General features: G+C 61.0%; 25 protein-coding genes. 14 read left to right on the top strand and 11 right to left on the bottom strand.

Annotated features, from left to right (window positions below; genetic code table 11):
* Window positions 1-25: 25 nt before the first annotated feature.
* Genes ACFWYE_RS21540 through ACFWYE_RS21515 form a run of 6 tightly spaced genes read right to left on the bottom strand, consistent with a single transcriptional unit; the run spans window position 26 to window position 6,886 of the window.
* On the bottom strand, window positions 26-988 hold the full coding sequence (locus tag ACFWYE_RS21540) for a glycoside hydrolase family 26 protein (RefSeq protein WP_379066673.1): 963 nt from the start codon (window positions 986-988) through the stop codon (window positions 26-28).
* A gap of 15 nt (window positions 989-1,003) precedes the next feature.
* Window positions 1,004-1,600, bottom strand: a complete 597-nt coding sequence (locus ACFWYE_RS21535) for a DUF995 domain-containing protein (RefSeq protein WP_379114147.1) — start codon at window positions 1,598-1,600, stop codon at window positions 1,004-1,006.
* A 7-nt stretch (window positions 1,601-1,607) separates the two neighbouring features.
* Window positions 1,608-2,999, bottom strand: coding sequence for a UDP-glucose dehydrogenase family protein (locus tag ACFWYE_RS21530; RefSeq protein ID WP_379114146.1), 1,392 nt, complete (start codon window positions 2,997-2,999; stop codon window positions 1,608-1,610).
* Window positions 3,000-3,042: 43 nt separating this feature from the next.
* Window positions 3,043-4,890: a glycosyltransferase family 2 protein gene (locus ACFWYE_RS21525; RefSeq protein WP_379114145.1), complete on the bottom strand. Its 1,848-nt coding sequence runs from the start codon at window positions 4,888-4,890 to the stop codon at window positions 3,043-3,045.
* Entirely contained in the window at window positions 4,887-5,873 is a 987-nt protein-coding gene (galE, locus tag ACFWYE_RS21520; protein WP_379114275.1) for a UDP-glucose 4-epimerase GalE, read from the bottom strand. The genes ACFWYE_RS21525 and galE overlap by 4 nt, the downstream gene beginning before the upstream one ends.
* On the bottom strand, window positions 5,873-6,886 hold the full coding sequence (locus ACFWYE_RS21515; protein ID WP_379114273.1) for a UDP-glucuronic acid decarboxylase family protein: 1,014 nt from the start codon (window positions 6,884-6,886) through the stop codon (window positions 5,873-5,875). Before ACFWYE_RS21515 ends, galE begins: the two co-directional genes overlap by 1 nt.
* Window positions 6,887-7,315: 429 nt before the next feature.
* Here ACFWYE_RS21515 and ACFWYE_RS21510 point away from each other — a divergent pair, with 429 nt between their 5' ends.
* The gene (locus tag ACFWYE_RS21510) at window positions 7,316-8,470 is read left to right on the top strand and encodes a helix-turn-helix domain-containing protein (protein WP_379066665.1); all 1,155 of its coding nucleotides are present in this window, start codon (window positions 7,316-7,318) and stop codon (window positions 8,468-8,470) included.
* A gap of 55 nt (window positions 8,471-8,525) precedes the next feature.
* Here ACFWYE_RS21510 and ACFWYE_RS21505 read toward each other — a convergent pair whose 3' ends face one another.
* Both ACFWYE_RS21505 and ACFWYE_RS21500 read right to left on the bottom strand, forming a co-directional pair.
* Complete coding sequence (locus ACFWYE_RS21505) at window positions 8,526-8,999, bottom strand: LysR substrate-binding domain-containing protein (protein WP_379114144.1); 474 nt, start codon at window positions 8,997-8,999, stop codon at window positions 8,526-8,528.
* Window positions 8,956-9,420 (bottom strand): LysR family transcriptional regulator, encoded by a 465-nt coding sequence (locus tag ACFWYE_RS21500; RefSeq protein ID WP_379114143.1) that lies wholly within the window; start codon window positions 9,418-9,420, stop codon window positions 8,956-8,958. The genes ACFWYE_RS21505 and ACFWYE_RS21500 overlap by 44 nt, the downstream gene beginning before the upstream one ends.
* Before the next feature lie 66 nt (window positions 9,421-9,486).
* On the opposite strand from ACFWYE_RS21500, the gene ACFWYE_RS21495 reads away from it, so the two are divergent.
* The 4 genes from ACFWYE_RS21495 (at window position 9,487) to ACFWYE_RS21480 (ending at window position 13,752) form a co-directional block, all read left to right on the top strand.
* The gene (locus ACFWYE_RS21495) at window positions 9,487-10,539 is read left to right on the top strand and encodes an agmatine/peptidylarginine deiminase (RefSeq protein ID WP_379114142.1); all 1,053 of its coding nucleotides are present in this window, start codon (window positions 9,487-9,489) and stop codon (window positions 10,537-10,539) included.
* Window positions 10,540-10,652: 113 nt separating this feature from the next.
* Window positions 10,653-11,648 carry an agmatine deiminase family protein gene (locus ACFWYE_RS21490; RefSeq protein WP_379114141.1) on the top strand — a complete coding sequence of 332 codons (996 nt, stop codon included), beginning with the start codon at window positions 10,653-10,655 and terminating at the stop codon, window positions 11,646-11,648.
* A gap of 8 nt (window positions 11,649-11,656) precedes the next feature.
* A complete protein-coding gene (gene aguB, locus ACFWYE_RS21485; RefSeq protein ID WP_379114140.1) occupies window positions 11,657-12,547 on the top strand; it encodes an N-carbamoylputrescine amidase in 891 nt (296 codons plus the stop codon).
* 119 nt (window positions 12,548-12,666) lie between these two features.
* Complete coding sequence (locus ACFWYE_RS21480) at window positions 12,667-13,752, top strand: extracellular solute-binding protein (protein WP_379114139.1); 1,086 nt, start codon at window positions 12,667-12,669, stop codon at window positions 13,750-13,752.
* A gap of 33 nt (window positions 13,753-13,785) precedes the next feature.
* On the opposite strand, the gene ACFWYE_RS21475 is transcribed toward ACFWYE_RS21480, so the two are convergent.
* On the bottom strand, window positions 13,786-14,787 hold the full coding sequence (locus ACFWYE_RS21475; RefSeq protein WP_379114138.1) for an FkbM family methyltransferase: 1,002 nt from the start codon (window positions 14,785-14,787) through the stop codon (window positions 13,786-13,788).
* Between the two features lie 295 nt (window positions 14,788-15,082).
* Between ACFWYE_RS21475 and ACFWYE_RS21470 the strand changes: the two genes are divergently transcribed.
* The 7 genes from ACFWYE_RS21470 to ACFWYE_RS21440 all read left to right on the top strand — a co-directional run bounded on the left by ACFWYE_RS21470 (window position 15,083) and on the right by ACFWYE_RS21440 (window position 21,870).
* Entirely contained in the window at window positions 15,083-15,421 is a 339-nt protein-coding gene (locus ACFWYE_RS21470; RefSeq protein ID WP_379066652.1) for an ArsR/SmtB family transcription factor, read from the top strand.
* 58 nt (window positions 15,422-15,479) lie between these two features.
* On the top strand, window positions 15,480-15,947 hold the full coding sequence (locus ACFWYE_RS21465) for an SRPBCC family protein (RefSeq protein WP_379114137.1): 468 nt from the start codon (window positions 15,480-15,482) through the stop codon (window positions 15,945-15,947).
* A 222-nt stretch (window positions 15,948-16,169) separates the two neighbouring features.
* Window positions 16,170-17,105: a sugar ABC transporter substrate-binding protein gene (locus tag ACFWYE_RS21460; RefSeq protein WP_379066648.1), complete on the top strand. Its 936-nt coding sequence runs from the start codon at window positions 16,170-16,172 to the stop codon at window positions 17,103-17,105.
* A 60-nt stretch (window positions 17,106-17,165) separates the two neighbouring features.
* On the top strand, window positions 17,166-18,734 hold the full coding sequence (locus tag ACFWYE_RS21455; protein ID WP_379114136.1) for a sugar ABC transporter ATP-binding protein: 1,569 nt from the start codon (window positions 17,166-17,168) through the stop codon (window positions 18,732-18,734).
* Window positions 18,721-19,719 carry an ABC transporter permease gene (locus ACFWYE_RS21450; RefSeq protein ID WP_379114135.1) on the top strand — a complete coding sequence of 333 codons (999 nt, stop codon included), beginning with the start codon at window positions 18,721-18,723 and terminating at the stop codon, window positions 19,717-19,719. Before ACFWYE_RS21455 ends, ACFWYE_RS21450 begins: the two co-directional genes overlap by 14 nt.
* A gap of 140 nt (window positions 19,720-19,859) precedes the next feature.
* A complete protein-coding gene (locus ACFWYE_RS21445) occupies window positions 19,860-20,852 on the top strand; it encodes a LacI family DNA-binding transcriptional regulator (RefSeq protein ID WP_379114134.1) in 993 nt (330 codons plus the stop codon).
* A 79-nt stretch (window positions 20,853-20,931) separates the two neighbouring features.
* A complete protein-coding gene (locus ACFWYE_RS21440; protein ID WP_379114133.1) occupies window positions 20,932-21,870 on the top strand; it encodes a MerR family transcriptional regulator in 939 nt (312 codons plus the stop codon).
* A gap of 66 nt (window positions 21,871-21,936) precedes the next feature.
* Here ACFWYE_RS21440 and ACFWYE_RS21435 read toward each other — a convergent pair whose 3' ends face one another.
* A complete protein-coding gene (locus tag ACFWYE_RS21435) occupies window positions 21,937-22,725 on the bottom strand; it encodes a 3-hydroxybutyrate dehydrogenase (protein ID WP_379114132.1) in 789 nt (262 codons plus the stop codon).
* A 202-nt stretch (window positions 22,726-22,927) separates the two neighbouring features.
* Between ACFWYE_RS21435 and ACFWYE_RS21430 the strand changes: the two genes are divergently transcribed.
* Together ACFWYE_RS21430 and ACFWYE_RS21425 are read left to right on the top strand one after the other, a co-directional pair.
* Window positions 22,928-23,677, top strand: coding sequence for an acetoacetate decarboxylase (locus ACFWYE_RS21430; RefSeq protein ID WP_379114131.1), 750 nt, complete (start codon window positions 22,928-22,930; stop codon window positions 23,675-23,677).
* A 28-nt stretch (window positions 23,678-23,705) separates the two neighbouring features.
* Window positions 23,706-24,866: a patatin-like phospholipase family protein gene (locus ACFWYE_RS21425; protein ID WP_379066636.1), complete on the top strand. Its 1,161-nt coding sequence runs from the start codon at window positions 23,706-23,708 to the stop codon at window positions 24,864-24,866.
* A gap of 17 nt (window positions 24,867-24,883) precedes the next feature.
* Here ACFWYE_RS21425 and ACFWYE_RS21420 read toward each other — a convergent pair whose 3' ends face one another.
* Entirely contained in the window at window positions 24,884-25,906 is a 1,023-nt protein-coding gene (locus ACFWYE_RS21420) for a transporter (RefSeq protein WP_379114130.1), read from the bottom strand.
* Between the last annotated feature and the right edge of the window lie 105 nt (window positions 25,907-26,011).

Raw genomic sequence — 26,011 nt, 5'->3', positions numbered from 1 at the left:
CTCTTTTCTCCCGCCCTGGTTCTCATCAGTTGGATGCTTCGCGCGTCTGCACGACACGCCAGTTGGGCAGGCCATATCCCTTCGGCCACGGATAGACCTCGCGGTCATCGAAATAGACGATCGCCTTCAGCTCGGGAAATTCGGGATAGGACTTGGCGACAGTCTGCGCCCAATCCTTGACGTATCCGGCATCCCCTTCATAACCGAGCTCTGCAACCACGATCGGTTTGCCGAAGCCTTTGACGCGGGCGTACTTCTCCCGCATCTGCTCGACGAAACTCGTTTCGTGACCGACGACACCCTGGTCGTAGGGTTGATAGCCGAACACCGACAGGCCGACGATGTCGACGAAATTGGTGCCCGGATAAAATGCTTCCAGCCCTGCGTTCCCCAATGGAGACCACATGTATTTGGCGGTCTTGTTGTGCTCACGGCACACGGTCACCATGCGCTGGTAGGCTTTCGCATAGTCGGCTGGATTCCAGTGCGCCCAGGTGAACTGGTTGTTGGTCTCGTCCATTTCCTGTGCCCAGCGGATGGTGACATCGCTCTTCAACTTGGCCGCTTCAGAGCAGACCGCGGCCATGTAGCCGTCGCGTTCACCGCTCAGGATGCTGTGCAACAGTTGCGATGAAGACAGCCGCCAGTTGGGCGACCACGACCATGGTTCGACGGTGACCAGCAGCGACCGCCCGCGTTTCTGCGCGTAGTCGTCCGCCAGTGCGAGGGTGCGAAGGTCGACGTCCTCCCAAGGCAGGAACAGATGCTCGATCTTCGAGTTGGCGTCGGTGCCGAAATCACCATGGGGGTCATAAGCCCCAAAGCCGACAGAGGTCGGGGTGATCACTGGACGCTTGTCGGAAGGCATGGTTGCCGTCGCCGAGTTTTCATTGGGGATTCCAAGTGGACGTTTGTTGGCCGCCAGGCTTACCCCAGTCAGCATCAGTCCCGCGCACGAGAGCGCGATAGCTGCAAGTTTCCTCTTCATTGTCGTTCTCCACTGTCAAAACGCACCGACCGGCGCCCGCGTCGGCAATGGTGCGAATTTTGGGGTTTCTGTCGCCTGCGCCACCGGCCGGTAGGCCATCACCTTGGCGCTCACTGTGTCTTGCTTGACGAGCTTTCCGTACTCGTCGTCCTTGTCCGGCGCCGTGTGCCTGAACACGTACCAGCCTCCGGACGGTTCCTTCTTTTGATAGACCGTGCCGTCATGAACCATGTGGCGGAAGCAGGTCTTGTTGGGGGAGCTGCCGCTGGAGCCGTGCCACACAGCCCGCAGGCACAACTGCCCGTCATTGGTCAGGGTCCAACGTCCCTCTGCCCAACTGGCATTGGCTCCGTTGCCAGACCAGGCCCGGAAAATGCGACCTTCTTCCTGGAAGCGTCCCGCGCCATCGCTCCACTGCCAGGTCTTGTCCCGGTAGAGGTCATAGAGTTCGAGGGCGGTCATGGCTCTCGCTTGGGCAGGCAGCGCGCCTGGCTCGGCGGCAGAGGTCGCCGTTCCACAACACAGCGCGAGGCCGAAAGCCGCGACCGTCAACGGCCATGCGCCAGGTGCAACACCACCGCGCCGCAGGCAATCGATGTGATGACTGTTCATCCGCGCCTCACTTTCCACGCAGCATCCGCGGCAAGCCGGAAGCTGTCTTTTCGAAATCCGGTTCGTCCGTTGTGGGTGTCGCCCATTCCGCGTGCTCGGAGCGTTGCCCGACCACCGAAACGTGGAATCCTGCGGCGGACGCCGCGCCCGGTTCCAGCGCATTGCGCAGGTCGACGAGCACCGGCGTCCGCACCAGCCGCCTGAGACGGCCTAGGTCGATGCGGCGGATGCTGTCCCATTCGGTAAGCACCACCACCGCATCCGAATTGCGAGCACATTCGTAGGGATCGTCCAGAAAGGTGACGTCCTCCAGCATACGTGCAGCGTTCTCCAGTCCGACCGGATCATAGGCACGGACGATGGCCCCATAACGCTGCAGTGTCTCGATGAGCGGCACCGAAGGCGCTTCGCGCATGTCGTCGGTGTCCGGCTTGAAGGTCAATCCGAGCACGGCAATCGTCAGCCCCTCGACGTCACCACCGACAGCCTCGATGACCTTGAGCGCCATCTTGCGTTTACGGGCCTCGTTGGCGACGATCGTTTCCTCCACGATGCGCAGAACCACGCCGTAGTCCTGAGCGGTCCTCAGCAGCGCCAGCGTATCCTTCGGGAAGCAGGATCCGCCGTAACCTGGGCCGGCATTGAGGAAGCTGGTGCCGATGCGCCGATCGAGCCCGATACCCAGCGCCAGTTCGCCCACGTTGCTGCCGACCTTCTCGCAGAGGTCCGCCAGCTCGTTGATGAATGTGATCTTGGTGGCCAGAAAGGCGTTGGCGGCATATTTGATGAGCTCCGACGTGCGCCTGTCCGTGAAGACGAGCGGAATATCGCCCAGCGCCCCCTGATAGAGGGCTGCCATCACAGCCCGCGCGCGACCGTCCTCGACGCCGATGACCACGCGGTCCGGCTTCATGAAATCACCGATCGCCGCGCCTTCGCGCAGGAATTCCGGGTTGGAGGCTACCGAAAACGACCCATACGGACGCGCACGGGCGATAATCTTTTCCACCGCATCGCCGGTACTGACAGGGACCGTCGATTTGACCGCGACCACTGCGCCTTCGGCCAGGAACGGCGCCATCTCGCGCGCCGCCATGTAGACAAACGAAAGATCGGCATCGCCCTGCCCTGCCCGCGAAGGCGTGCCGACCGCAATGAACACGACCTGTGCATTCGTCACCGCCGCGGCAAGATCACAGGTAAAGGCAAGTCGTCCCGCCGCCTGGTTGCGTGCAACCATCTTGTCGAGGTCCGGCTCGTAAATCGGCAATCGCCCTTTGAGGAGACCCGAGATTTTGTCGACATTCTTGTCGACGCAGATCACCTCGTGACCCCATTCAGCAAAGCATGTCCCACTGACGAGGCCGACATAACCGGTTCCAATGACTGCGATTTTCATGGCACCCAACGCCTTGCGGCGCCCCCGTTTCAAGTTTCAGTACTCACTCCGTCGTATCCTCGACGGCCCAGCGCCAATGTGGCCTGAACACCGTCTTGCGCAGTTCCGTGCGGCCGATCCCGGCACCGGCAGCCGAATAGCGCTCCTCGAACAACTGCAGGTGTTGCGCGCCCCAGGCGAGAACTTCGACGCTCTCACGGCCGTGCAGGACAGCAGCAAAAGCAGGCAGCGCGATCATCGAAAGAACGCCCGCGGTCACGGCAGGGCGATAAAACCGGCTGACCACCTTCATGCGATTTTCGCGACCGTGCCTGGCCAGGATGACCACCGTCAGCATGGCGTAGAAAGCGCTGTTTATGATTGCGAAGAGATAGAAACCGCGGCCTGCGCCCGCGTCTTCGATCAACAAGGCCGGCAAGGCGGAGCCAACGGCGATCGCCACGTATGGCGCATACACTTTGAAGGGCAACGGATCGACTTCCGAAGCTCCCTTGGGAGTAACACGAAACTCGACGAAGGTTCCCGTCATCCAGTCGCGCACGGCAGCGACACTGCCAGCCAGGGCCCACGGCCAGCGGGCCAGCAGGAAGAATGCGCTTTCCCAGCTCCAGATCTTGGCATCGACCGGCCTGAAGCAGCCTGCGGCACGCCAACGGAAACACAGCGCTATGAGGATCAGCCATTGCGGCAGGAAATGCGCCAGGAAGTCCGGATAGGTGACAGCCACGAAATTTTCGTCGCGCAGCAGCGCGATGACCGGTGTCGCCACCATCAAAGCCATCAGCGAAGAAAAGAGCGGGTACCAAAGTTGGGAAAACAGGAACTGGAACTGCAAGCGCCGCGGCAGGCGAGGCACATAGACCGGCGAATATTGCAAAAGCAGCGTCACCAGGCTGCGGGACCACTGGAATTCCTGGGTAACGAGGTCGCCAAAAGTACTGGGCCCGTCGCCATGTGCGATTGCGTTTACCGCATGAATGCCACGCCAGCCGTGTGCATTCATCATCAGGGTCGTGGAATGGTCCTCGGCCAGTTCCGGCCCCAGGCCGCCGATTTCCTTGAGCGCGGCCGTGCGCACCGCATAGTGTGATCCGAAACAGAGTGGAGCGAGCCCGGTGTTGTGGCCAACCTGCATCGCCCCATGCAGGCTTGCCTCTGCATAAAGCCGCCCCCGAGCAGACCAGCTTCGGTCAGCATTGCGATCGCAGATGCTCGGCGCGGAAACATAGCCGATCGACGGGTCGGCGAAAGGCCGCAGCATGTTCCACAGATAGTCGGGTTCCGGGATATGATCGGCGTCCAGCTGCGAAACGAAATCGTAGCGGTCGTAACCGTAGTGATCGTAGAAGAAGGCGAGATTGCCTTCCTTGCAGCGCGTGCGCCGTGGCCATGCGGGGCGATGATAGTCAGGTCGGCCGCGACGGGTCGAAATGAAGACGCCATACCAACGGCACCAATCAATTGTGTCGGGCGAAGGATCTTCATCGGCAAGCCACGTATCATGCGGAACGGTCTGCGCCAGCATCGCGCGCAAGGTCTCGGCAACGACCGAAAACGGCTCCGAGGGTGCCTTGGTCACCACCATGGCGACGCGACTGCCTGCAGGTATCCGCAAGGAACCGGTGGGATGGCGGGCACGCGCGAAGACAACGATCAGATAGGCCGGCATCAGTGTGATCCAGGCAAGTTCGTAGGTGGTCAGAGCACTTCCGAACAGGCTGAAGTGATGGGACGGCTGGAGCCACCAGACCCAGAAATAAAGCAGCGCCATGAACCAGAGCGCGACGCCTACGAAATACTCCGCACGGCGATGACCAGTGAGGACCGGAGCCAGCAACGGCTTCTGAGCCGGTCGGGCACAGCGGTTTTCGATGATGGAGGATCTCATCATGGCTGCACCTCCAGACCGAAAAAAGGCGCTGCCGTACGTACGATGGTGTCGAGATCCGAATATTGCGGCGAGAAGCCAAGCGTCGAGCGGGCAAGACTCGGATCCGCGTAGAGCACGGGGGGATCACCGGCGCGGCGCGGCTGGATGGCGATCGGGACGCTGTGCCCGGTGACGCGATCGATGGTTTCGAGGATCTCGAGGATCGAGGCACCGTGCCCGGTGCCGAGATTCACGGCGAGATTGCCGCCACCCCGCGCCAGATGCTCATAGGCCAGTACATGTGCCCAGGCGAGATCACTGACGTGAATGTAGTCGCGTATGCAGGTGCCGTCGGCGGTGTCATAGTCGTCGCCGAACACTTCGAGCCTTTCGATACGGCCGGCGGCAGCCAGCAACGCCCGCGGAATGAGATGCGTTTCGGGATCATGCCACTCGCCAAGCTCACCTTCGGGATCGGCTCCACAGGCGTTGAAATAGCGCAGCGCCACATAGTGCAGGCCAAACGCGGTGGCATAGTCGGCCAGCATATGTTCCGCGATCAGCTTTGTCTTGCCATAGGGATTGATCGGAACCTGCGGCATGCTCTCGGCGATCGGAAGACTGGCGGGCACGCCATAGGTCGCGCAACTGGATGAGAAGATGACCTTTTCCAGCCCGGCCTGCCGGGCGGCGTCGAGCAGCGACAGCATCCCCGCGACGTTGTTGTGGTAATATTTTGAAGGATCCTCGACGGATTCGCCGACATAGGCGGAAGCGGCGAAATGAATGGCCGCCGTCGGCTGAAAACGCTCCATCGTGCGCGTCAGATGAACGGTATCCAGCACATCGCCGTGCACGAATGGCCCCCAGCGTACCGCCGAACGGTTTCCAGTTGCCAGATTGTCATAGACCACCGGCTCCAGGCCTCTCGACCGCAACAGCTTGGCTGTGTGGCTTCCGATATAGCCGGCGCCACCGGTAACGAGGATACGCCGGCTGCCCATCATGCCACCTCCGTAAGCTCGCGGCCTTCGGCGGCGAGGACGGCTTGGAAATGAGCAATGGTTTTTTTCAACCCCTCGGCCAGCACCACCCTGGGCTGCCAACCCAGTTCGCGCATCGCCAGCGAAATATCGGGACGCCGCTGACGGGGATCGTCTGTCGGTAACGGGCGATGAACAACGCGCGATCGCGACCCGGTCAGGGCAAGCACCTGCTCGGCGAGTTTGCCGACTGTGAACTCGACCGGATTGCCCAGATTGATTGGCCCCGTCAGTGACGGCGGCGACGCCATCATGCGCAGGAAACCGTCAATCAGGTCATCGACAAAGCAGAAGGAACGCGTCTGCGAACCGTCGCCATGAATGGTGATATCCCTGTCCTGGAGAGCCTGGACTATGAAATTGGAGATAACGCGGCCATCGTCGGGCCGCATGCGCGGTCCGTAGGTATTGAAGATGCGGACAATCTTGATCTCGACGCCACGCATTCTGCCGAAGTCGTGAAACAGTGTCTCGGCGCAACGCTTGCCTTCATCATAGCAGGAGCGCGGCCCGAACGGATTGACGTTTCCCCAGTAGCTCTCGACTTGCGGATGAACGTTCGGATCGCCATAAACTTCTGAAGTCGAGGCCTGAAGGATGCGGGCGTTGTAGCGGGCAGCATTTTCCAGCAGGTTCAGCGCACCAAGCACGCTGGTCTTGGTGGTGTGGATCGGATCGGCCTGATAGTGCGGCGGCGAAGCCGGGCAAGCGAGATTGTAGATCTCGTCGACCTTCAGATCGATCGGATCAACGACATCGTGGCGAAGCAATGTGAAGGCCCCCGACGACCTCAGATGCCGGACGTTTTCCGGCCTGCCCGTGGAGAAATTGTCGATACAGACGACCCGATGTCCTTTGCGGATCAAGAGCTCGCACAGATGCGAGCCCAGAAATCCCGCACCACCGGCAACGAGAATTGTCCTGGAAGATTTGGGACGCGGTGTCCGCAAAATGTCGTTCCAAGTCGGCTCAATATTTGCCGGCTCGGAACGAAATAAATAGTTGGCTACTCTACTCAACAACGCCTCCAACGATTTTACGCAAACTCAGTTTTTTTTGCTTATTTGTTTCGCAGTTCGAATTCTTTCCAAATATTATTTGTTATACTCCATCTACCTGCCAATATTTAACGATGTTAATTGGTAATTAGGCATTAAATATTTAGAGCATATGTTCTTGGAGCTGTCGTTATCCTTGAATCCGAGATGTTATCCCGGTGTACATTTCTCTCAGCCAAGTCTGGCGACGACGCGTGCGTGAAATGCGGGCCAGTCCGGACGGTTCCGCAGCCACAAATTGTCGCCATGAATCCAAGGCACGTAGAAGAAACCGGCTTTTGCTCTGCAACTTTTTGAAAGGTTGCAGCGTTTGTTCGGCAAGATGGTCCGGGTTGGAGGTCCTGAGTGAGCGATCGTTCAGACCAGCCTGATAGGGTGAACGCGTCGGCCGACCCGGAAGGGACGCCCCGCGTGGAGCGGCGACGTTGGCCACGCGAACCCGATCAGGCGAACGGTGCGGCTTTTTCCGCGCCGCCGGCCCTCACGCCGCTGCGTTTTTCAACAGCGCCACTCGAACCGGCAGAACAATTCTCCATCTGGCGTTCTCACCTGGAGCCCATAGTCGAAGTCAACCTGCCTGACGGGGTGACTCCGCAGAATGGCTTTGCCGCCGAACATACGGCCTGGAATCTTGGCAAGATGCTGCTCGTGCGGCAGCGCACCGATGCGTATCGCTACGCACGGTCGGCTGAAAAACTTCGTTCGAGCTCCATAGACCATTGGTACATCGGCATTCCACACAGAGGAAATGCCTGGACCGAGGTCGATGGCCATGTCGTGGAAAGCCGCCGCGACACGGTCACATTTCGCTCGCTCGGCCACCCCTATCGCGGAAGGGCCACCGAAAGCGAGGTGACCCTGCTCTATATGCCGTACGACCTGTTCGCCGGTCACGCCGGTATGCTGGTCGCAGCCAACAATTCAGTCTTCACGGGCAACTACGCGACCCTTTTGATCGACTATATCGGCAGCGTCGAAACAAGACTGCCGACACTTGTGGCCAGCGACCTTGTGAAGATCGTCTACACAATACGAGACATGCTTGTGACTTGCCTTGCAGAGGCAGCGGCCAGTCGCCAAAACGGCGTCAACCCGTTGACATTGAGCGCGATGGAGCGGGTGCACCACTACATTCACAGCAACCTCGGCTCGCAGGATCTCAATCCCGACAGCATCTCTCGTGCGATGGGCATCTCCCGCACTCGCCTCTACCAGTTGTTCGAGGCAAGCGGTGGGGTTCTCAACTATATACGCAGGAGGCGCCTGCAGGATGCTTATGCGGCGCTCAGCGATCCGGCCAACAACCAGCGCGTGCTGGACATTGCCGAGGAAGCAGGTTTCGACGTTGCAGCGAATTTCACGCGCGCATTCATCCACGAATTCAGGCTAAGCCCAAGCGATGTCCGGAAGGCGGCTGCCGGCCAGGTGCCTGCGGTTACCCACATCGATCAATCGGCGACGCCAACTTTCGAGAAATGGCTGCGAGAACTCGGTCGCTGACATTCAAATCGATATGGCTACACTGTTGTCGCTTCGGCCGATGCCATGGGACTTGTCATCGATCGCCTCCATGCATGGCCTGTCCGGCCAACCAATCCCATACCCCCTGAACATCGACATCCCTGAGCCGGTCCCGCGTGGACAGGGCATACCATGCGCGGCCGGTTTCGAGGGCGTAGCCGTAAGGGTGCACGAGCGCCCGCGTTGCCAGGGCAACCTCGACCAGCGGCAGGCTGCCCAGCGCCACGCCCTGGCCGAGTTCGGCCGCAGCAAGTGCAAGATCGCAATCACTGAAGTTGCTACCGTGCCAACTGCCATTCGCGTCGACGCCAGCGCCCCTCAGCCAATCTGCCCAGCCAAGCGGCCGCTCGTCATGGATGAGCGGGACCCGAAGCAGGTCGGACGGTTCGTCCAGTGTTCCCGCCAGCGTCGGAGATGCAACCGGTGACAGGATGTCCTTTGCGATCAGCAGGTTCTCGTACCCCTCAGGCGGCGCTTCGGCGTGGATGATCGCCAGGTCTATCTCCATCGTCTGGAAAATCGATCGCAGTGCCGCTGGTATCGAGCCAGGGCTCGCAGGCAGGGACAGCCGCCTGCAAGGCGGGCAAGCGATGCAGCAGCCATCGCCGGCTGAAATCCCGCGGCGCATAGATGACGACGCTGCCGGGCTTTCGATAGGGCTCCAGGCGCCGGTAGCCCTCCTCCATCAATTCGAGGCAGCGGCGTACCGTGCGCTGATACTCGCGCCCCGCATCCGTCAGCCGAACCTCACGGCCGATGCGCAGGAACAGCGGTTGTCCGACATGGCCCTCGAGCAGGCGCATCTGATGACTGATTGCCGACTGGGTAAGGCCGAGTTCCTCGGCGGCACGGCTGAAGCTTTCGAGCCGCGAAGCTGCTTCGAACCCCTTCAGGAACTGAGTGGGAGGAATATGTCGAAACCGCACCATTCATGAATTCCATTCAATAATAGCAGGAATCCTTCTCAGTTGTATGGGATCACCATCGGCATAACAATGAGCTCCACACATGAATGGAGAGTTTTCATGAATGCCCTCGAGTGGCCCGCGCAGCAGCTGAAATTTCGTCGACCGGCGGAATTCGAGCCCCACGCGAAAACGTGGATGGCGTGGCCTCATCGTCAGGACCTGTACGGCGCCGGTCTATCGGCAATGCAGCGGGCGTACGCCGATGTCGCACAGGCCGTTGCCCGGTTCGAACCCGTCAGCATGGTGGTTCATCCCGATCATGCCGGTGGTGCCCTCGCCATGCTTGGAAGCGGCATCACCGTCGTCGAGATCCCGATCGACGATTGCTGGATCCGCGATTCAGGCCCGACCTTCCTGAAACTCGCCGATGGCAGCCTCGGCGGCGTATCCTGGCGCTTCAACGCCTGGGGCCGCAAGCATGAGCCTTATGACCTGGACAATGCGCTGGCCGAACGCATCCTGGCTCGAGAGAATGCCCTTGCCCTTCGTTCCTTCCTCTATTGCGAAGGCGGCTCACTGACCACCGACGGTGAAGGAACGCTGATCGCGACCGAAACCAGCCTGCTGCATTCCAATCGCAATCCCGGCCTGTCGAAGGCATGGGTGGAGAAGGAACTCATTCGCATGCTCGGTCTCGAAAAAGTCGTTTGGCTGCCAGGCGACCCGCTGGATCTCGAAACGGACGGCCATGTCGATGGCATGTGCTGCTTCGTGCGTCCCGGCGTGGTGATGTTCGAATACAATCCCGACCCGGCAGATCTGCACGGGCGCATACTTGCCGACAATCTTGCGGCTTTGCGCAGTCAGACCGACGCACGTGGACGCAGCTTCGAAGTCATCCCCATCCCCGAGGCCTACGATGTCGAAGCGACCAGCGACGTTTTCGCACGTTCCTACATCAATTTTGCCATCGCCAATGGCGGCATCGTCATGCCGACCTTCGGCCGTCCTTCGAGCGAAGAGGCCATGGCAGCGGTCGCACGCGCCTTTCCGGATCGAAGCATCGTCACCGTCGATGTCGGGGCTGTCGTGCCTGCCGGAGGCGCCATCCACTGCATCACCCAGGAACAACCACTGTAATGGACCAACCAAGGAAGCCATCATGGACACGTCGTCACGTCATCATGGCAACGGCAGGATTGGCGCTCATGCCTGAGATCGCGATCAAGCCGGCGAACGCGGAGAACCGGAAGGTGACAGTTCCCTCAGAAGCAGAACCGCATGCCAGAACCTGGATGGCATGGCCAAGCACGCCGGCCGTTTACGGTGGGCCAGGGGCTTATTACGAAAGTGTCCAGGAGACGCTCGGTCGACTGGCGGCGGCGATCGCTGAGAACGAGCCGGTGGCGATGGCCGCCGCAGCGGAACATCACGCTCTTGCGGCAGAGCTGTGCGGTCCCAAGGTCGGGCTCGTCGACATCGCGACCGACGACATGTGGATGCGCGATTCCGGACCGGTATTCGTGCGCGCTTCAGGCGGCACGATTGCCGCGGTCGATTTCCGCTTCAACGGCTGGGGCAACAAGCAGGCGCATCCGCGCGATGCCGAAATAGCTTCCAGTGTCGCCAAATCCGCCGGCGTCGATCGTCGGGTCTTTCCGGTCAGAGGCGAAGGTGGCGGCATCGAATATGACGGCGACGGCACCCTGTTGCTGACCGAAAGCTGCTGGGTCAACGACAACCGGAACCCCGGGCTCAGTCGTGCCGAGATCGAACAGCACCTCAAGCAGGCGCTCGGCGTCGAGGTCGTGATCTGGGTCCCTGGCGTTCGCGGCAAGGACATCACCGACGGGCATATCGACGGTTCGATCCGCTTCGTGAAACCCGGGCTGCTCGTCGCCAGCGGTTGGCCAGGCGATACGTCCGAATGGGGTCGGGCTCACGAGGAGGCGCTCGCCATCCTGGCCAACGCTGCAGACGCGCGGGGACGCGGTTTCGAAGTGATCTCCATTCCCTCCGCAACGAATCCGCGTTCCGCGAGCGAGGACTTCCTGACCAGCTATGCGAACTACTATGTCGGCAACGGCGCGCTCTACACGCCGCAATTCGGCGACAGGAAAGCCGATGCCATGGCCCGCGAAACACTCGGCCGGCTGCATCCGGAACGCCGCATCGTCCAGCTCGACATGGACCGCATCTATGAGAATGGTGGCGGCATTCATTGCGTAACCCAGCAGCAACCTTTGTGAGGTGAACTATGCGTCAGCTGATTGCGGCCGCCGTCCAGATTTCCTGCACAGACGATGTCGAGGCCAATCTCGACAAGCTCGAGCACCATGTACGCGAAGCATCCAGGCGCGGCGCGAAGCTTGTCGTACTGCAGGAACTGTTCGAAGGCGTCTATTTCTGCATGGATGAGGACAGGCGCCACAATGTCCGTGCCCGCCCGCTCGATGGCCATCCGACCATCGCCCGCATGGCTGAACTGGCACGCGAGACGGGCACCGTCCTGCCGGTGTCGCTGTTCGAGCGTGATGGTTCGAGATTGTTCAACACGCTGGTGATGATCGACGCCGACGGCAAGGTGCTCGGCCACTATCGCAAGAGCCACATCCCGGACAGCCCCGGCTATTCCGAGAAGCTCTACTTCGCCGATGGCGACACCGGCTTCAGGGTCTTCGAAACCGCCGCCGGCAAGATTGGCGCCGGCGTCTGCTGGGACCAGTGGTTTCCCGAGGCCGCCCGCGCCATGGTGCTGATGGGCGCCGAGGTGTTGATCTACCCCACTGCCATTGGTTCGGAGCCTTCTTATCCCGGCTGGGACTCGAGGGATCATTGGCAACGTGTCATGCAAGGACACGCCGGCGCCAATCTTACCCCGGTCATCGCCGCGAACCGTATCGGCGTCGAAAAGGGTGAGACCAACGAGGTGGTGTTCTACGGCTCCTCCTTCATCACCGACCACACCGGCGCCAAGCTTGCCGAAGCCGACCGCGTCTCCGAGAGCGTGATCACAGCCGCTCTCGATCTCGATGAGATCGCGGCTGCCCGGCGCAGCTGGGGGGTGTTCCGCGATCGACGTCCCGATCTGTATCAGACGCTTCTCGAAACAACACCGGAGCGGCTGCTCGCCAGGGATGCGGCCTGATGGCAAGCGGCGTCCAGCCCGCTCCGATGAAGACCATCGGAGCGTCCGCAAGGCCCGCGCGACGCTCTGATTGAATGGCTCCGGCAACGATCCGGAGTACAATACCAAGGGAGGAAATGATGAAATTTTGGCCCGCGCTTGCCGCGGCATGCCTTTTTGCGACCTCGGCTCTGGCCGAAGAAAAGGTGCTGCACCTCTATTCCTGGGAATCCTATTTCGGCCCCGACACCATCTCCAAATTCGAGAAGGAAACCGGCATCAAGGTCTCTTATGACCTGTTCGATTCCAACGATATGGTCGAGACCAAGATCCTCACCGGCGGATCCGGCTACGACGCCATCACCATCAACCTGTCGCCACACCTGCAGCGTGAATTGTCTGTGGGCGTTTGGGCCACGCTCGACAAGGGCCGGCTTTCCAACCTTGGCAATCTCGACCCGGCGGTGGTTGCGCGTGTCGACGAGATCGACAAGGGCGGCGCGCATGGCGTGCCATGGATGTGGGGCACGACCGGTGTCGGCTACAACATCGACAAGATCAAAGCCATCATGCCCGACGCGCCGGTCGACTCGCTGCGCATGCTCTTCGACCCGGAAATCGTCAGCAAATTCGCCCCTTGCGGCGTCACCATGCTCGACGATTCCGAACAGGTCCTGGGCCTCGCGCTGATCTATCTCGGCCTCGACCCGGACACCACCAATCCCGACGAATTGCAGAAGGCGGTGGATGTCGTCACCAGGATCCGTCCCTATGTGCGCAAGTTCCACAGTTCCAGCTACATCAATGATCTTGCCGAGGGAGACGCCTGCGTGGCGCTCGGCTTTTCCGGCGACATGCACATCGCCGACATCCGCGCCAAGGAAGCAAAACGGCCGTTTTCGATCACCTACCGGCTGTCGAACGAGGGCAATCTGATGTGGGCGGACGTGCTGGCGGTGCCAAGCGACGCCCCCCACCCGGAGGCCGCGCACGCTTTCATCGATTTCGTGATGCGGCCCGAGATTGCCGCGTCGGCCGCCCGGGACACCGGCTTTTCGACCGCGAACAAGGCCGCGCTTGCCTTGCTCGACGAAAAGCTGCGCACCGATCCGGATCTCTATCCGTCAGCAGAAGCCCAGAAGCGCTTTCATCTGCCCAAGGCGCTCGATCAGAAGGCGTTGAAGATGTGGTCCAAGGCATGGAACCGGGCCAAGGGCCTGGAATGAAAGGCCAAGGCGACGTTGTCGTCGTCAGGTATTCTATTCGTTGATCAGCCCTTCCAGCCGTTCGATCCAGAACGGACTGCGCGTGGCAACGATATCGTAGCCGAAACGCCGCGATTTCTTGATATCCGCAAGTTGCTCCGGCGCCGTGATCTCGCGGCGCCGGCCATGCCCCAGCCAGAAGACTCGCAATTTCAGCACATCCAGCGCATGACGCGTGGTGGCGTGGTCGAGATCCGACCCATGGTCCTCATAGACAAAAACGCTATCGCCGCCGAGCAACATCGTTGCGCCGGAGAATGCGGCAATCTCCACCCCCTCGACGTCGAGCTTGACGATAAATTTGTCGAGTCCGGCAAAAAGCGGCAGTGCAGCAAGATCGTCGACGCTGATCGTGTCGCATTCGAGAATGGGGCGTGAGCCGTCGGCAGGATCGACGGTGGTGCGCGCCTCATGCTTGACGCCGAAGATCCGCACGTGCTCACCGCTCGCCGCGCCGATAGCCCGGTTCAGGGCGCTGTACCGTCCGCCGTTGAGCGAACGATTATCTTCCAGCACGCGGAATGTATCCGCCGCCGCCTCGATCGCCACGGTTGGCTTGTTGCCGGCCTCAGGACCGCTCGCCAGGATCGACCAGTAGCCGTAATTCGCGCCGCCATCGATGAATCCGTATTCGACGTCACGCGCAGCGTCGAGCAGCGTCAGCATCGAGCGCTCGTAGGAATAGTCGGGTAAAAGCAGGATCGACCAGTACGGATCGCAATAAGGAACACGCATCGACGCACCAGGCGTCAATGCAAAGACCATCGACCGCTTGCTTGGCAGCAAGGCACGAACGCCACGCGCCACATAAGAGAACCCGAACTGGCGCAGTGGCAGCAGAACACGCATTGCCAACCGCAGTGTCCGCAAGGCGACGGCCTCATGCAGGCTCGCGCCTTCTATGCGACCGCTGCGCGCATCGATCCCGATATCTCTTGCCGTGGGCTTCAGCATGCGCGCTTCAATATCCGAGATCGTCTCCAAATACGATGCCACCAGCATACCCCAAGATCGTTTCCCCCCAATGAGACTTTTAGCCTCGACCGCCCTTACATCACGTTTGTTGCGCTTCTGCCGGGAAACCAACTGTTAACCTTACCCTCAGGCCGGCAAGGCAGGGGTTCTTGGGCTCATCCTCGACAATCCATGTTGGAAATCTCGTGATGATCATCCCGCACCACTCACGAAAAACGAAAGATGTGCTCGCCTCCCGTCATCGGCGACGCTCCGCTTGACAAAGCTGTTTCCTTTCTTATTTTACCAATTAGCTAATTAGCCGATCGGAAAAATAATGGACCAGCTCAGCCTCACCTTCCATGCGCTTGCCGATCCGACCCGTCGCGCCATCCTGATGCGGCTGGCTGAGAGCGACGCCACCGTCAACGAACTGGCGGAGCCATTCGACCTCCGTCTTCCCACCATCTCGAAGCACCTCAAGGTGCTGCAGGAAGCGTCTCTCGTTTCCCAGACCCGCGAGGCACAGCGACGGCACTGCCATCTCGAAGCCAAAGCGCTGAAGGAGGTGGCCGACTGGGTCTGGAACTACCGCACGCACTGGGAGGAAAGCTTCGATCGGCTCGATGCCTTTCTGAGCGATATCGCAGCAGCAGGAAAAGCCACCAAGAACTAGCCGAACACCCCGTTACCTCAACCCAACCAATTGTTTTGTTTAGAATGGAGTAGTTTTCATGTCCAAGACCACCTTTACCGCCGAAACGGGCAAATACGAGATCGTCATGACGCGGACGTTCGACGCGCCGCGTGAACAGGTCTTCGCCGTCTACACCGATCCCAAGGCAATCCCGAACTGGTGGGGCCCAAGCTGGCTGACGACGACGATTGACAAGTTCGAGCCAAGGCAAGGTGGTGTCTGGCGCTTCGTGCAGCACGACAAGGCGGGCAACGAGTATGGCTTCCACGGCGTTCACCATGAGATCACGGCCCCCTCCCGCATGGTGCGAACTTTCGAATTCGAAGGCATGCCCGGCCATGTCCTGCTCGAAACCGTCACCTTCGAAGAAGTCGGCGGCAAGACCAGAATCGTCGCGCAATCCGTGTTCCAATCCATCGAAGCGCGTGACGGCATGGTTCAGTCGGGCGCCGAGTCCGGAGCCGTCGAGAGCTGGGATCGGCTGAGCGCACTGCTTTCCGCCTGAGTATTCGCAAACGAAGCTGAAGCCGCCGGCCCTGCCGGCGGCTTTTCGTTTGCAAGGACAGTTACTTCTTCCCATTCAAGGGGCTGCGTTGGTCAAGGACAATGGAAATGGTCGCATCATTCGCCCTGCTGGATATCCTTGACAGCTTTGTTGAAAGTCTGCGATGAAACGTTTCATCGCGTTCGGGAGGAAAGGACGCGATGGCAAATCGTGGAGGAAGAAATGAAGTTCGGAAAGATTATCGCCGCCGGCATCCTGGCGGCTTCGCTGACCGTGCCTGCTGTCGCCTTCGCCGCCGACAAACCTGTTGTCGGTCTGGTCATGAAGTCGCTCGCCAACGAGTTCTTCAAGAACATGCTGGAAGGCGCCAAGGCGCATGAAGCCAAGCGCGGTGACTATACGCTGAAAGCCGTCGGCATGCAGTCCGAGACCGATATCGAAACCCAGATCAACGCTGTCGAAAGTTTCATCACCGAAAAGGTCGACGCGATCGTCGTGGCGCCGGCAGATTCCCGCGCGCTGGTGCCGCCGCTGAAGCGCGCCATGGAAGCCGGCATCGTCGTCGTCAATTTCGACGTGGCGCTGGACGAGAAGGCCAAGCAGGAAGCTGGCGTCGAACTCGCCTTCGTCGGACCTGACAACCGCGCCGGCGCCAAATTGGCTGGCGACGCGCTCGCCAAGAAGCTCGGCGAAGGCGCCAAGGTCGTCATCATCGAGGGCAACCCCGGTGCCGACAACGCCGCGCAGCGCAAGCTCGGCTTCGAGGATGCCATCAAGGACGGCAAGCTCAGCCTGATCGATTCCCGCACCGCTCACTGGGAAACCGAGGAAGCCAATTCGGTCTTCGCCAACATGCTGACCGCCAATCCCGACATCAAGGGTGTGATGGCCGCCAATGACTCCATGGCCGTCGGCGTCGTCAAGGCCATCGAGGCTGCCGGCAAGACCGGGCAGATCGAGGTTGTCGGCTTCGACAACATCCCGGCCGTGCAGCCTCTGCTCAAGGAAAAGAAGATGCTGGCGACCGTCGACCAGTTCGGCCAGCAGATGGCGGCCGATGCCATCGACAAGGCGCTTGGCGTGCTCAAGGGCGGCGCGCCGCTCAAGGGCTGGGTCAAGACCGACATCAAGCTCGTCACGTCGGACGACGTGAAGTAACGTCCTCGACCTGATGCCGCGCCTCTCAACAAGGCGCGGCATTGGAAGGCGGAACCAGCCATGGCAAATCCAATACACAGTGCTGCCGCCCAGGCAGCCTTCGCTGACACGCGTCCAGTGCTGGAGCTGTCGGATGTGCGCAAGCGTTTTGGCGGCGTCGTCGCGCTGAACGGCGTCTCCTTCTCGCTGCGGGCCGGCGAGGTGCACGCGCTGGTCGGCGAAAATGGTGCCGGCAAGTCGACGCTCATCAAGATCCTGTGCGGTATCGTCAAGCCGGACGACGGCCACATCGCACTCGACGGAACCGCCTATGCACCCCACTCCCCGGCCGACGCCAAGGCACATGGCATCCAGGTCGTGCACCAGGAATTCAATCTGCTGCCCTATCTGTCGGTGGCGGAGAACATCTGTTTCGAAGACATCCCGCGCAAACGCTTCGGCATCGTCGACTACGGGGCCGTCCACGACAAGGCCCGTCAGGCACTCGCTCGCATCGGGCTCGACGACATCGACGTCCGGCGACCGGTCGAAACGCTCGGCGTCGCGCATCGCCAACTGGTCGAAATTGCCCGCGCGCTGATGGGCGAAAGCCGCATCCTGATCCTCGACGAGCCCACGGCGACGTTGACGGCGCGCGAGACCGAACGGCTCTTCGCCATCATCGATGGTCTGCGCGCCAAGGGCGTCGCCATCGTTTTCGTGTCGCACCATCTCAATGAAGTCTTCGCCAATTGCGATCGCGTCACGGTGTTGCGCAACGGCGAATCCGTGATGACAGCCGACATCGCCGATATGACGCAGGAGAAACTGGTCGCTTCAATGGTCGGCCGCCAGCTTGCCGCCCAGATGGCCGAGACGCGCAACCTCGACGCCAGCAGCCGCATCGCATTGTCGCTGAAGAACCTTCGGCATCCGGCATCGCCGCACGCCGAAGGTGTTTCACTCGACGTACGCTACGGCGAAATCCTCGGCATTGCCGGCCTTGTCGGCGCCGGCCGCACCGAACTGCTGCGGGCGATCTTTGCCGCCGACCTGCCACTGTCAGGCACGCTGGAGCGCGACGGCCAGCCACGCCGCTATACAAGTCCCAAGGCGGCGATCCGCGACGGCATCGGCTTCCTGACCGAAGACCGCAAGGAGGAGGGCCTGATCCTCGCAATGTCCATCGCCGCCAATGTCAGCCTGGCCAATCTTGGCAAGGTCTCGCGCGCCGGGCTGCTGGACGCCGATGCGGAGAGCCGGCTTACCGAGAAACTCGGCAAGGAGATCAAGCTGAAATACGGCAGGACCGCCGATGCGGCTTCGACGCTCTCGGGCGGCAACCAGCAGAAGGTGGTCCTGGCCAAATGGCTTGCCAACGATCCGAAGATCCTGCTGCTTGACGAACCGACACGCGGCGTCGACGTCGGTGCCAAGGCGGAGATCTACGCGCTGCTGCGCGGTCTCGCCGACAAGGGCCTGGCCTTGCTTGTCGTGTCGTCGGAACTGCCTGAACTGATCACGCTCTGTGACCGCATCCTGGTGATGTCGAAACACCGTATCGCCGGCGAGGTCGCACGCGAGGACTTCTCCGAAGAGCGTATCCTTTCCCTCGCCTACAAGGACGAGAACAATCATGGACGTCACTGAACTCAACGGCCCTTCGACCGGCTCGCTCGGCACCACCGCCAAGACCGTGCTGCGGGAGGCCGGCATCGGCATTGCGCTGATCGTGCTGATCATCGTCTTTTCGCTGACGACTCAGCACTTCCTGACTTCGTCGAACATCACCAACATCCTGACCCAGGTGACGATCAACCTCGTGCTTTCGATCGGCATGACCTTCGTCATCCTGATCGGCGGCATCGACCTGTCCGTCGGCTCGGTTCTGGCCTTTGCCGCCGTCGTCGCCGGCACGGTGATGACGCTTCCGGGTCTCGATCCGACGGTTGCCGTCATGCTGGCAACGATAAGCGCCGTTGCGGCAGGTATCCTGTTCGGTCTGTTGAATGGCCTGGTCAGCGCCTGGTGGGGCATCCCTTCCTTCATCGTCACGCTGGGAACGCTGAACATCGCCCGCGGCGCCGCGCTCCAGGTCACCGGCGCGTCGACCATCTATTCCTTCCCGGCGGCCTTCAACGCCTTCGGCTCACAGACGATCTACGGCGTGCCGGTGCTGTTCCTGATTGCGCTGTTGCTTGTGGCAATCGGCTGGTTCGTGCTGACCCGCACAGTGTTCGGGCGCGTGCTCTACGGCATCGGCAACAACGAAGAAGCGACCCGGCTCGCCGGCCACAACGTGTTCTTCTACAAGGTTGCGGCCTTCACCATCTGCGGTGCGGCGGTGGGCATCGGCGCCATCATTTACATGGCGCGCCTCAACATCGCGAGCCCGATCATCGGCATCGGCTTCGAGCTCAACGCCATCGCCGCCGTCATCATCGGCGGCACCAGCCTGAGCGGCGGCCGTGGTTCGATCGTCGGCACATTGCTTGGCGCCTGCATCATCGGCGTGCTGGCCAACGGCCTTATCCTGCTTGGCCTCAGCGACTTCATGCGCCAGATGATCACCGGCTTCGTCATCATCCTCGCCGTCATCCTTGACAAATATCGCGAAAGGCTAACGAAAGCCTAGCGCATGACCCTGAAAATCGGAATCGATTTTCGGAAAGGATCATGCGCCAGATGAAAATGTTAGAGCGACCTTTGCGCGTCCGAAGAGACGCGCGGCGCTCTAATGTGGCACAATCGCCACGACATTCGGGTGGAACCAGCGTGATCAACATCAAGGACGTTGCCCGGCAGGCGGGGGTTTCGATCGGAACGGTATCGCGCGTTCTGGCCAAGAACGAAACCGTGGGCGCCGCGCTGCGCGAAAGGGTCGAGGCGACGATCCGCGAACTCGACTTCAAGCCGAACCATGTGGCGCGCGGCCTGCGCCGCCGCCGCACCGACATGATCGGCCTGGTGATCCCCGACATCACCAATCCGTTTTTTGCCGAGCTTGCCAAGCATGTCGAGGCCATCGCCTTCCGCTCCGGCCTGTCGGTGCTTCTGTCGATCACCAACGACGATCCCGAGATCGAGGTGGCGCAGATCGAAAGTCTGTTGAAGAGCCGCCCCACGGGCTTGATCGTGGTGCCGATCCAATCCGGCCAGTCGCGGGGCTGGAAAGGCGATACGGCGACCGTCGTTGTCGATCGTCGCCTGGCTGGCCATGGCCTGTTGTCCGTCGATCACCATGGCGGCGCCGCACTTGCGGCAGACCATCTGATCGGGCTCGGCCATCGCACCATTGCCTACATTGCGGGCCCAGCCGACGCACCGGTTTCCCGAGCGCGCCGAGCAGGTTTTGTCGATCATCTCAACGCCGCGGGCATAAAGCCGGAGATCATCGAAGGCCATTTCGACTACGTCTCCGGCGAAGCACTCGGTCGCCGGCTGCTCGATCGCACTCGGGCCAGGCGCCCGACTGCGATCGCGACCGCCAACGACCAGCAGGCCATTGGCCTTCTGCGCGCGGCCGACGATCTCGGCATCAAGGTGCCCGATGAGCTTTCCGTGATCGGCTTCGACGACATTCCGCTCGCCGGGCTGATAACACCCAGGCTCACAACCATCGGCCAGCCTGTCGAGGAGATCGCCAAACGCGCGGTCGCGGCGGCGATCGATGGGAGCGGAGCAGCTGCCGGAAACGACGATCTGCTTTCCGGAGTGCTTGTCATACGCAACTCCACGGCGCCGGCCGACAGGAAAAGCGACGGCTAGCTTCCGCAAAGAGCCCTGCGCAAAAAAGCCTTGTAACCGCGCTTGACCCTCCACCTGGTGGAGACGTTAGGACGATTCCATGAGCGAGAAAATGCACACGATCGGCGACCTTTCACGGCTGAGCGGCATCTCGGTGCGGCGGATCCGTTTCTATTCCGACAAGGGACTGCTGCCTCCGGCAACCCGGACGTTCAGCAACTACCGGGTCTACTCCGATGCCGATGTCGCCCGCCTGGACTTGATCCGTGCGTTGCGGGAAGCCGGCATCAGCCTGGCCGCCATCAGCAAGATCCTGTGCCGGCGTCTTTCGCTGAAAGAGGTCCTGGCGATGCGGCTCGATACACTGGAAACCGAGATTGCATCCCGCCGCCGCATCGCCTCCGTGCTGCGCACCACGCTCAGGATCGACCAGCCAACCGAAACCGACTTGAGGAGACTTTGGACGATGACAACCCTGTCCCAGACGCAGATGCGAAGCATGATGGAACGGTTCTACGACAAGGTGGCCGTGCACGCCGACATGGGCGAAGACTGGAAACGGCAGATGATCGACGCTTCCATGCCGGAGTTGCCGGACGATCCGACGGCACGCCAGATCGATGCCTGGAACGAGATCACCGCGATGATCACCGACGAGAGCTTCCTGGCAGAAATGCAGGCGGACACAGCCACGATGTGGAACGGTGAATTCGACCCGGAGTCTTACGCGGAAGCGGCGAATTCAACCCTGGCCAGGGTCAGGGCCGCGATCGACGAAGGCAAGGACCCGCTATCGCCGACAGGTGCGGCCATTGCCCGCGAGTGGCTGGAGAAATCGGCGAAAGCGATGCGCCGGGAACCTGACCGCGCCTTCCTCGACTGGCATCTCGGCCAATACAGAAAACATCACGCCCGTTCGGCGCGCTACCAGGAAATGCTTGCCATTCTGCGCGGCGAGCAGGCGGGCCAGAAACCCGGCAACGAGTGGCAATGGATCAACGAGGCAATGATGCCGCTGCTGGTTTCGCCCAGTCACTGATCCGCTTGGTCAGAGCACCCGGCGCAGCCAACCCGCGCCGGGTTTGTCGTCCGTGCTGTGGGAGGCCTACTGCGCCGTCCAGCCGCCATCGACCGGCAGCGTCGTGCCGGTGATCTGTTTCGCGGCATCCGAGCAGAGGAACACCGAAAGCGCTGCGATTTCTTCCACCGTCACGAATTCCTTGGTCGGCTGGGCCGCCAGCAGCACATCATGCTTGACCTGTTCTTCCGTCATGTTGCGTGCCTTCATCGTGTCGGGAATCTGCTTTTCGACCAGCGGCGTCCACACATATCCCGGTGCAATCGCGTTGACGGTCACGCCGTCCTGCGCAGCTTCGAGCGCCACCGTCTTGGTGAGGCCGGCGATGCCATGCTTGGCAGAGACGTAGGCCGACTTGAAAGGCGAAGCGACCAATGCATGCGCGGATGCCGTGTTGATGATGCGGCCCCATTTGCGCGTCTTCATGCCGGGCAGTGCCGCCTTGATCGCATAGAACGCCGCAAGCAGGTTGATGCGGATGATCGCTTCCCATTTGTCGTCGGGAAACTCCTCGATCGGCGCGACAAACTGGATGCCAGCGTTGTTGACCAGGATGTCGACGCTGCCGAAGGCCTTTTCGGCCTCCTGCACCATCGCGGTCACTTCCTCGCCCTTCAACATGTTGGCGCCGGAATAGCGGCACTGGACGCCGAAATCCGCTTCGATCGCCACGCGTTCCTTCTCGATGTCGGCGGGATCACCCAACCCGTTGATGGTGATGTTGGCGCCTTCGGCGGCAAAGGCTCGGGCAATGGCGAGACCGATGCCGCTGGTCGAGCCGGTGACGAGCGCGTTCTTTGAAGTCAGGGAACCCATGATGATCTCTCGGCTGGCGGTTGAAGTGACATTCTAACTAGGTGCATTGCAGCAAGTTTCCATCACAAACATGTGTCGATTTCATCCGGGAACCGTCAAACGACTGAAATCGTTCATCGACCCGACACAAACCCGTCATGCTGCCATGCAACATGACATTCGTTATTTCTGATGTGACATCCTTCAGTCCCGAGGTGACAGCTTGGAAATCGCCGACGTCGTGAAGCGCGCTTACGCCATGCCGCTGACCAATCCCTCTTTCCCGCCGGGCCCCTATCGTTTCTTCGACCGCGAATATGTCATCATCACCTACCGCACCACGCGTGAAGCGCTGGAAGCGGTGGTGCCGGCGCCGCTGGAAATAGACGGCGAACCGCTGGTGAAATACGAATTCATCCGCATGCCGGACTCCACAGGTTTCGGCGACTACACTGAAAGCGGCCAGGTCATTCCCGTACGCTTCAATGGCGAGCACGGCGTCTACGTCCATTCCATGTATCTGGACGACGATGCTCCGATCGCCGGCGGCCGCGAATTGTGGGGCTTCCCGAAGAAGCTGGCCAACCCGAAGATCGTCAATGAAGGCGAGGTCGTCGTCGGCACCTTGCACTATGGTTCCGTGCTCTGTGCTACCGGCACGATGGGCTACAAGCACCGCGAAGCCGACCGCGAACAGGTGATGGCCGCGCTGACCGCGCCGAACTTCCTGGTCAAGATCATTCCGCATGTCGACGGCACGCCGCGCATCTGCGAGCTCGTGCGCTACCACCTGGCGGACATCACGTTGAAAGAGGCCTGGGCCGCCCCTGCGGCACTCGACCTGCGCCCGCATGTCATGGCCGATGTGGCACGCCTGCCGGTGCTCGAAGTCGTTTCGGCACTGCATTTCACTGCCGACCTCACCCTCGGCCTCGGCGAAGTCGTCCACGACTACCTCGCCGGCGCGCGCTGACCGTTTCCATCATCTGCCGGAGTTGACCGTGCTGGACCGCAACAAAACGAAGGCGAACAACGCCACCATCCAGGAAATCGCTTCGCAGTATGATCGGGTCGCGCTCGTGCTGCAGGGCGGCGGTGCGCTCGGCGCCTATCAGGCCGGCGTCTACCAGGCCTTGTCCGATGCCGGTTGCGAGCCGACATGGCTTTCGGGGGTTTCGATCGGAGCCATCAATGCCTCGATCATCGCCGGAAATGAGCCGAGCCGACGCCTGCAGCGGCTCGAACAGTTCTGGCAGACGATTTCCGGCCGCAAGATCTGGGCCTATACGCCGGAAGGCGACATCTATCGCGACATCCGCAACCGCACCAGTTCCTGGATGACAATGACGATGGGACAACCTGGCTTCTTCAAGCCACGTTTCCCAAACCCATGGCTGGAGCAGTCTGGGGCCGAGGGCGCAACCAGTTTTTATGACACGGCGGAATTGAAAGACACACTTGAGCAACTGATCGACTTCGATGTGCTCAACGATGGCCGCAAACGCCTGAGCGTCGGTGCGGTCAACGTTCGTACCGGCAACTTCGTCTATTTCGATACCGACAAGGTGCGTATCGGGCCAGAGCATATCATGGCTTCCGGTGCCTTGCCGCCGGCCTTTCCCGCGATCCGTATCGAAGGCGAATACTATTGGGACGGCGGTATCGTCTCGAACACGCCTCTGCAATATCTGCTCGACCAGGAAGAGGACCGCAGCTCGCTGGTTTTCCAGGTCGATCTGTTCAGCGCTCGCGGTGTGCTGCCGCGTGGCATGCCGGATGTGCTGTCGCGCCACAAGGACATCATGTATTCCAGCCGCACGCGCCAGAACACCGACAACTTCAAGCGCATCCATGGCCTCAAGATGCAGCTTCTCGACGCGCTGAAGCGCGTGCCGGCGGAGATGCGCACTCCCGAGGAAGAGGCACTGATCGCGGACTATTCCGACGCCGGAATCGTCAACATCATCCACCTCATCTACCAGCACAAGGGCTATGAGGGGCACGCGAAGGATTACGAATTCTCCGGCACTTCGATGCGCGAGCACTGGGACATGGGGCTGGAAGATACACAGCGGACCCTGCGCCACCATCAATGGCTGACGCCGCCGACGAATGTGGAAGGTGTGGCCATTCACGACCTGCATCGCGAGGATCCGACCTGAAGGTCGGATCGCTGAGATCAGAAGCGCAGGCTGACACCGGCGCGACGCAGGAGCCAATAAAACAGCGCGGTCGCGCCAACGCCGAGCCCGACCGCCCACAGGAAGCCGGTCTCGCTGTGCGTGAACGGCAACCCTGCGGTGTTCATGCCGAAAATTCCGACCACCAGCGTACCCGGCAGAAGCAGTGCGCTCATCACGGCCATGGCTTTGAGGCTGCGGTTGGATTCGTCGGCGAGTTCCGCCGCCATTTCCTCCTGCAGCAACCTGGCGCGATCGTTGATCATGACGATCTCGCGGTCGAGTCGTTCGAGCCGGGTCGACAGGCGCTGCAACACCGCATGAGCAGTCGAGGAAAGCTGCCACTCCTCGCGGTCTTCATCCTCGAACAGAGCCACCATGCCGGAAACCGGCCTGTGCAAGGCAACCGCCAGCCGACGTACTTCCTTGAGCCGCCGCCGTTCATCGCTCAGCCGTTCGGTGACGAGATTGTCTTCCACTTCATCGAGCTGTCGTGCCGCCTCGCCGAGCCTCAGGCCGGTGTTCTTGCAGAAGGCTCCGACGATCGCCTCGAACAGATCGAAGGCCGTGGGCAGCTTCAACCCGTCGCCGAGTGCACGGCGCAACTGGTCGACACCTTCCAGGGAATGCCGGCGTCCGGTCACCAGCAGGCGTTCGGTGACCGCGAAATGCAGCCGGCCGATGGTGCTCGATCGACGCTCGATATCCTTGTGCATATCGGCCGACACGCCATGCACCACCCCATCCTCATGACCAAGCACGAGACTGTCGTGCCCTTCCAGTATGGCGCGCGACGCATGAGGCAGCTGGCAGGCGTGCCCTACCCAGCCATGCGCACGCTGGTCGACCAGATCGACGTGCAGCCAAACCCATCCTTCTTCCGAGGCGAGCGCGGCCTCGATGTCCTTCTGCGCCAGAACCGTGGCTGGCTGGCCCGGCAATGCACGATAGGCAAAGATCAGGCCGGGCACCTGCTCGCTGCTCTCGTGGCCCGGAAGGTTGAAACGCGGTGCTTCATTCATCGATGCATGGAGCCTTGATTGGGTCGAGAACGATCCGAAAGTCCTTCGGGACAAAGTCCCGTGACAAAAACCACGAAAAGGCTGGCGCGGTGAAGCCGCGCCAGC

It is taken from the genome of Mesorhizobium sp. NPDC059025 (genome assembly GCF_042739655.1).
Taxonomy (GTDB): domain Bacteria; phylum Pseudomonadota; class Alphaproteobacteria; order Rhizobiales; family Rhizobiaceae; genus Mesorhizobium.
Note: the sequence above shows the minus strand (reverse complement) of the source record. Positions and strands in the feature narration are given on the sequence as shown.

What these genes read in the sequence shown, in the direction of transcription:
- ACFWYE_RS21540 (WP_379066673.1), bottom strand. Translation starts at nt 988, where the DNA reads ATGAAGAGGAAACTTGCAGCTATCGCGCTCTCGTGCGCGGGACTGATG.
- ACFWYE_RS21535 (WP_379114147.1), bottom strand. Translation starts at nt 1,600, where the DNA reads ATGAACAGTCATCACATCGATTGCCTGCGGCGCGGTGGTGTTGCACCT.
- ACFWYE_RS21530 (WP_379114146.1), bottom strand. Translation starts at nt 2,999, where the DNA reads ATGAAAATCGCAGTCATTGGAACCGGTTATGTCGGCCTCGTCAGTGGG.
- ACFWYE_RS21525 (WP_379114145.1), bottom strand. Translation starts at nt 4,890, where the DNA reads ATGATGAGATCCTCCATCATCGAAAACCGCTGTGCCCGACCGGCTCAG.
- galE (WP_379114275.1), bottom strand. Translation starts at nt 5,873, where the DNA reads ATGGGCAGCCGGCGTATCCTCGTTACCGGTGGCGCCGGCTATATCGGA.
- ACFWYE_RS21505 (WP_379114144.1), bottom strand. Translation starts at nt 8,999, where the DNA reads ATGGAGATAGACCTGGCGATCATCCACGCCGAAGCGCCGCCTGAGGGG.
- ACFWYE_RS21500 (WP_379114143.1), bottom strand. Translation starts at nt 9,420, where the DNA reads ATGGTGCGGTTTCGACATATTCCTCCCACTCAGTTCCTGAAGGGGTTC.
- ACFWYE_RS21495 (WP_379114142.1), top strand. Translation starts at nt 9,487, where the DNA reads ATGAGCTCCACACATGAATGGAGAGTTTTCATGAATGCCCTCGAGTGG.
- aguB (WP_379114140.1), top strand. Translation starts at nt 11,657, where the DNA reads ATGCGTCAGCTGATTGCGGCCGCCGTCCAGATTTCCTGCACAGACGAT.
- ACFWYE_RS21480 (WP_379114139.1), top strand. Translation starts at nt 12,667, where the DNA reads ATGAAATTTTGGCCCGCGCTTGCCGCGGCATGCCTTTTTGCGACCTCG.
- ACFWYE_RS21470 (WP_379066652.1), top strand. Translation starts at nt 15,083, where the DNA reads ATGGACCAGCTCAGCCTCACCTTCCATGCGCTTGCCGATCCGACCCGT.
- ACFWYE_RS21465 (WP_379114137.1), top strand. Translation starts at nt 15,480, where the DNA reads ATGTCCAAGACCACCTTTACCGCCGAAACGGGCAAATACGAGATCGTC.
- ACFWYE_RS21460 (WP_379066648.1), top strand. Translation starts at nt 16,170, where the DNA reads ATGAAGTTCGGAAAGATTATCGCCGCCGGCATCCTGGCGGCTTCGCTG.
- ACFWYE_RS21455 (WP_379114136.1), top strand. Translation starts at nt 17,166, where the DNA reads ATGGCAAATCCAATACACAGTGCTGCCGCCCAGGCAGCCTTCGCTGAC.
- ACFWYE_RS21450 (WP_379114135.1), top strand. Translation starts at nt 18,721, where the DNA reads ATGGACGTCACTGAACTCAACGGCCCTTCGACCGGCTCGCTCGGCACC.
- ACFWYE_RS21440 (WP_379114133.1), top strand. Translation starts at nt 20,932, where the DNA reads ATGAGCGAGAAAATGCACACGATCGGCGACCTTTCACGGCTGAGCGGC.
- ACFWYE_RS21435 (WP_379114132.1), bottom strand. Translation starts at nt 22,725, where the DNA reads ATGGGTTCCCTGACTTCAAAGAACGCGCTCGTCACCGGCTCGACCAGC.
- ACFWYE_RS21420 (WP_379114130.1), bottom strand. Translation starts at nt 25,906, where the DNA reads ATGAATGAAGCACCGCGTTTCAACCTTCCGGGCCACGAGAGCAGCGAG.